The sequence below is a fragment of the Xanthobacter sp. BG11Y11_SDJG genome (assembly GCF_057364445.1).
This window is the reverse complement of sequence record NZ_JBNFNU010000601.1, coordinates 1-1737: the sequence shown is the minus strand read 5'-3', so window position 1 is coordinate 1737 and position 1737 is coordinate 1. Positions and strand designations below refer to the sequence as shown.

General features: G+C 71.9%; 1 protein-coding gene and 1 pseudogene. Both read left to right on the top strand.

Going from position 1 to position 1737, the window contains the following annotated elements:
* The first annotated feature begins 90 nt into the window (after positions 1–90).
* Positions 91–264, top strand: coding sequence for a hypothetical protein (locus AC2W7M_RS24855; protein WP_486135722.1), 174 nt, complete (start codon positions 91–93; stop codon positions 262–264).
* A 3-nt stretch (positions 265–267) separates the two neighbouring features.
* Positions 268–1715: pseudogene (locus AC2W7M_RS24850) on the top strand (hydantoinase B/oxoprolinase family protein); the annotation flags it as partial.
* Positions 1716–1737: the final 22 nt, after the last annotated feature.

Genomic DNA, 1737 nt, shown 5'->3' with positions numbered 1-1737 from the left:
CCGCCGCACCGCGCCGATCGCGGGCAGCCGCCGCATCTTCGATGCCGGCGCGCGCGGCTTCGTGGAGGCGCAGGTGTGGAGCGCGCCGCTATGGCGCCCGGCGCCGTCGCCGAAGGACCGGCGGTGATCGTCGAGGCGGAGACCTCCACCATCGTCACCTCCGCCTTCCGGGCGGTGATGCAGACCGACGGCACGCTGCGCCTCGACCGCCGCGCCAGAGGCGCCGCAACGTCGTCGCACACTTTCAGCAGGGAGGCCGTCTAAGCCATGCAGGCGCTGAGCGAAGTCGACTTCCAGATCCTGTGGAACCGCCTGATCGCGGTGGTGGAGGAGCAGGCGCAGACCCTGGTGCGTACCGCCTTCTCCACCAGCGTGCGCGAGGCCGGCGACCTCTCCGCCGGCATCTTCGAGGCCGGCGGGCGCATGCTCGCCCAGGCCGTGACCGGCACGCCGGGCCATGTGAACGCCATGGCCGAGGCGGTGGCCCACTTCATCGCCGACATCGGGCCGCAGAACCTCTTCGAGGGCGACGTCTACATCACCAACGACCCCTGGAAGGGCACCGGCCACCTGCACGACATCACGGTGGTCACGCCCTCCTTCCGCGCCGGGCGTCTCGTGGGCTTCTTCGCCTGCACCGCCCATGTGGTGGACATCGGCGGGCGCGGCTTCGGGCCGGACGGGCGCGAGGTGTTCGAGGAAGGCCTGCGCATCCCCATCATGAAGCTCGCGGAGCGCGGGCAGGTGGACGCGGGGCTAATCCGCATCGTGCGCGCCAATGTGCGCACGCCGCAGCAGACCGTGGGCGACATCTTCTCGCTCGCCGCCTGCAACGAGGTGGGCCACCGCCGCCTCATGGACACCATGGACGAGTTCCGCCTCGACGACCTCGACGCCCTCGCCGGCTTCATCTTCGCGCGCAGCCGCGAGGCCACCCGCGCCTGCCTCAAGGGCCTGCCGCGCGGACGGTTCGAGAACGAGATGCAGATCGACGGCTACGACGCGCCGGTGCTGCTGAAGGTGGCGCTGGACATGGGCGAGGGGACGATCCGCGCCGATTTCTCCGGCACCTCGCCCCAGAGCCCGTTCGGCGTGAACGTGCCGCTGGTCTATACCCGCGCTTATGCCTGCTACGGGCTGAAATGCGCGCTCGCGCCCATGGTGCCGAACAACGCCGCCTCGCTGGAGGCGTTCGAGGTCTCGGCGCCGCCGGGCTCGATCCTCAACGCGCTCGACCCGGCGCCGGTGGCGATCCGCCACGTGATCGGCCACATGGTGCCGGACCTGGTGCTGGGCGCGCTGCATAAATGCCTGCCGGAGCGCATCCCGGCGGAGGGCGCGGGCGCGCTGTGGAACATCCACATCAGCGCCCGGCGCCTGCCCGGCGCCAACGCGGCGGGGCCGGACGGCGCCGAGATCCTCATGTTCAACAGCGGCGGCACCGGCGCGCGCGCGACGCTCGACGGCATGAGCGCCACCGCGTTTCCAAGCGGGGTGCACACCATGTCGGTGGAGGCGACCGAGCAGGTCGGCCCCATCGTCGTCTGGCGCAAGGAGCTGCGGCCCGATTCCGGCGGCGACGGGCGCCAGCGCGGCGGCCTCGGCCAGACCATCGAGATCGGCGCGGCCGACGGCTACGACTTCCACTTCAACGCCCATGTTCGACCGGGGTGGACAACCCCGCCCGCGGCCGCGACGGCGGCGCCGACGGCGCGCCGGACGGGTGACGCTGACGAC